2 protein-coding genes are annotated in these 3,632 nt (G+C 68.5%); both read left to right on the forward strand.

The window, feature by feature from the left end:
* Positions 1-855: alanine/glycine:cation symporter family protein (locus R1101_RS27440; RefSeq protein WP_016934836.1), on the forward strand; the 855-nt coding region annotated here is incomplete at its 5' end.
* Positions 856-1,142: 287 nt separating this feature from the next.
* Positions 1,143-3,632, forward strand: a 2,490-nt coding sequence (locus R1101_RS27445; RefSeq protein WP_016934837.1) for an nSTAND1 domain-containing NTPase, incomplete at its 3' end; no start/stop codon positions are given.

The following is a 3,632-nucleotide window of genomic DNA, read 5'->3' on the forward strand; positions in this document are numbered from 1 at the left end:
TTCGGTGTGCCCACCTGGCTCAGCGGCTTCGTGATGACGGTGCTCGCCGCGGCGGTCCTGCTCGGCGGTATCAAGTCCATCGGCAAGGTCACCGCCGGTTTCGTGCCCGCCATGATCGTGCTGTACGTGGGCGCCGGCATCGTCGTCCTCGCCGTCAACTTCTCGCAGATTCCCGAGGCCTTCGCGCTGATCTTCACCGACGCGTTCACCGGCACCGCCGCCACCGGCGGCTTCATCGGTTCGGTGTTCATGATCGCCCTGCGCTACGGCGTGGCCCGCGGCATCTTCTCCAACGAATCGGGAATGGGCAGCGCCGCGATCGCCGCGGCCGCCGCCCAGACCACGCATCCGGTCCGTCAGGGCCTGGTGTCCATGACGCAGACCTTCATCGACACGATCATCGTGGTCACCTTCACCGGTCTGGTCATCATCACGACCGGCGCCTGGCAGTCGGGTGAGCAGGGCGCCGCGATGACGTCGGCCGCCTTCGCCGACGGCCTCGGTGGGGAATGGGGTCACTGGATCGTCGCCATCTCGGTCGTCTTCTTCGCCTTCTCGACGATCCTCGGCTGGTCGTACTACGGCGAGCGGTGCGTCGAGCGTCTCGTCGGTCGCCGCGGTGTGGTGCCCTACCGCGCGGTCTTCGTGGTCGTCGTGTTCATCGGTGCCACCACCCAGCTCGAGGTGGTCTGGAACTTCTCCGACGTGATGAACGGCCTCATGGCGTTACCGAATCTGATCGGTCTGCTCGTGCTGTCGGGTCTGATCGCCCGGGAGACGAAGGCGTACCTGGATCGCGATCCGTATCTGTTGAACAGCCCCGTCGCGACGGACGATCCAGACGTCGTGAGGTAGGCCGGGGATACGCGAAGGGCCCCGCGTGATGCGGGGCCCGAACGTATGTGGAGCATGCCTCCACGCCGACCCGGAACTACCCCTCGTCAGTCCCTATCGGCGTGGAGGCCCCCGCCCCACGCTGCAAGGTCGAACCTTGCGTGGTCACCACTGTTCCGGACCCGGAATGGGGACAGAAAATACCGACCGGCGCGGAACCGGTATCATCCCTGCTCAGGCATGGTGAGGAATTTTTCCGCAGCGGATGTTTCAGCGCGGGGAACGGGAGTACGAGGGGCGCGGAACGGATGGGAGACAGCGACGGAAAGGCTGGTTCGGCGCAGCGTCAGTTCTTCGCCGATCAGTTGCGGTTGCTGTTCGCCGCCGCCGGTCGTCCCGCCCTCAAGAAGGTCGTCTCGGATGCCTCGAACGTCACCCGCGCGGTGGGCAGCGACCGGAGTGTCTCCGTCCAACGGGTCAGCGACTGGCGCAACGGCACCCGGATGCCGGCCGGTTTCGAGTCGGTACATCCGGTGCTCGTGGTCCTCATCCGGGCGGCCCGGGAACTCAACGCCGAACCGCCGTCTCCCGGTCTGTACTCCCTGAAGCAGTGGGAGAGCTGGTGGAAGGCCGCGCGTGGTCAGGCGAACGCTCCGCGCACCAAGGAGTCGGCGGCGGTTTCCGTGCCGCCCGGGATCCGTCCGTACAAGGGACTCGCGTCCTACCGCCAGAACGACGCACGGTTGTTCTTCGGACGGACACAGAGCGTGCGCAGCCTCGTCGATGTGGTGACGGCCTCCCACGGACAGGGACCGGTCGTGGTGACCGGTGCCTCCGGCGTCGGCAAGTCGTCGCTCGTGCAGGCCGGCATCATTCCGCAGTTGTGCTCCGCACCGGACTGTCACCCGGTGGTCCTCACCCCCGGCACCGACCCGGTGGCACGACTCGTCGACGCGCTGCCCGAGCTGGCCGACGTCGTCGACCCCACCGACCACGTCGCGGTCCACGCGGCCCTGCGTGCCGCGGCATCGCGGAACTCGTCGTCGTTGCTGCTGGTCGTCGTGGACCAGATCGAGGAACTGTTCACCCAGTGCAACGACAGTTCTCTCCGCGGTGCCTTCCTCACCCTCCTCGAGACCGCGTCGACCGGTACGGACGGTGACGCTCCGGCCCTCGTCGTCGCGACGATGCGCTCGGATTTCTACGACCAGGCCGTGACGACCCCGGTGCTCGCCCGGGCTCTGGAGCGGCGCACCAAGACCGTCCAGCCGCTCGACCGCGACGACCTGGTCGAGGTGATCACCGCTCCCGCCAAACTCGTCGGGGTCCGTCTCGAACCGGGTCTCGTCGATCTCATCCTCCACGACCTCACGGGCCTGACCGACGGCGAGATCAGCGGCACCGAACTTCCCCTGCTGTCCCACCTGCTCGACTCGCTGTGGGACAAGCGCAGCGGTGGCACGCTCACCGTCGCCGCATATCGCGCAACCGGCGGTGTCCGCGGATCCGTCGCCGCCGGCGCCGAACGGGCGTGGGAGAACCTCACCGACGACGCCGACCGCGCCTGCGCCCGGTCGATGCTCGTCCACCTGGTCTACGTCACCACGACCGGCACGGACGTCAAGATCGCACGCCCGCTGAACGAACTGCTGGCGGTGGGAGGCAAGGATCGTGCCGCGTCGAAGCGGGTGCTCGACCATTTCGTGTCGGCCCGGGTGCTCGTCGTCGACGCCGAGTGCGTCGAGCTCATCCACGACGCCGTGATCGACGCGTGGCCCCGGCTCAAGTCGTGGATCCAGCAGGACCGCGCCGGTGCCGCTCTGCGGCAGCAGATCGAGGCCGACGCGTTGACCTGGCTCGGATCCGGACGCAACCGCGAACTGCTCTACCGGCGCGGCCGCATGGATGTCGTGAGCGAGCAGAATCCGCATCTCGCCATGGCGGGATCCTCCGAGGACCGTCGTGGACCGGTCGCGCTCAGCTCCACGGCCGTGGCCTTCCTCGATGCCTCCCGGCGGCAGATCGCTCGTGAGGCACGCGCACGCCGCGTCGGCATCTCGGCGATGGCGTTGTCGACGATCATCGCGTTCGTGATGACGGGTCTGGCCTGGGTCGCGAAGGGCCGGGCCGAAACGGAGCGGAGCGCCGCCCAGTTCCAGCAGATCGTCGCGCTGTCCGATTCCCTGCGCGACGAGGACCCCACGACCTCGGCGAATCTCGCGCTGGTGGCGGCCGAACTCCAGCCCGACAGCCCGGTCGCGTACTCGCGGCTCATCGCCAGCCAGGCCGTGCCCCTCGCCTACACGCTGAGCGGGCACAGCGGCCCGGTCTACGGCGTCGTCGTCTCACCCGACGGCTCCACCCTCGCCTCGGCGAGCGACGACGGCACCGTCCGATTGTGGGCGCTCGACGGCGACGAACCGGTGGCGGTGGGCGAGCCGCTGCAGTTGTCGACGAAGTACATGGCGTCCGTCTCGTTCAGCCCCGACGGCCGTTTCCTCGCGATGGGTGCAGGTGACGGCGGGGTGTGGATCTACGACGTGACGGATCGTGCCGCGCCGCGCGTGGTGCTCGACCGGCAGGTCTACGCCGGCGGCGCCGTGCACAACGTGCGGTATTCACCCACCGGGCGGGTGCTCGCCGTGCCGTACGACGACGGACGCGTGGCACTCGTCGACACTGCGGATCCCGCTTCGGGCCGTTTCCCCGTCACCCTCGTCGACGAGCACGACGGCGGTGTCCGGACGGTCGCCTTCCGTCCCGGAGGGCACATCCTCGCCACGTCCAGCGACGACCGC

Source organism: Rhodococcus sp. R1101 (genome assembly GCF_000278445.1).
Classification (GTDB): Bacteria; Actinomycetota; Actinomycetes; order Mycobacteriales; family Mycobacteriaceae; genus Rhodococcus; species Rhodococcus gordoniae.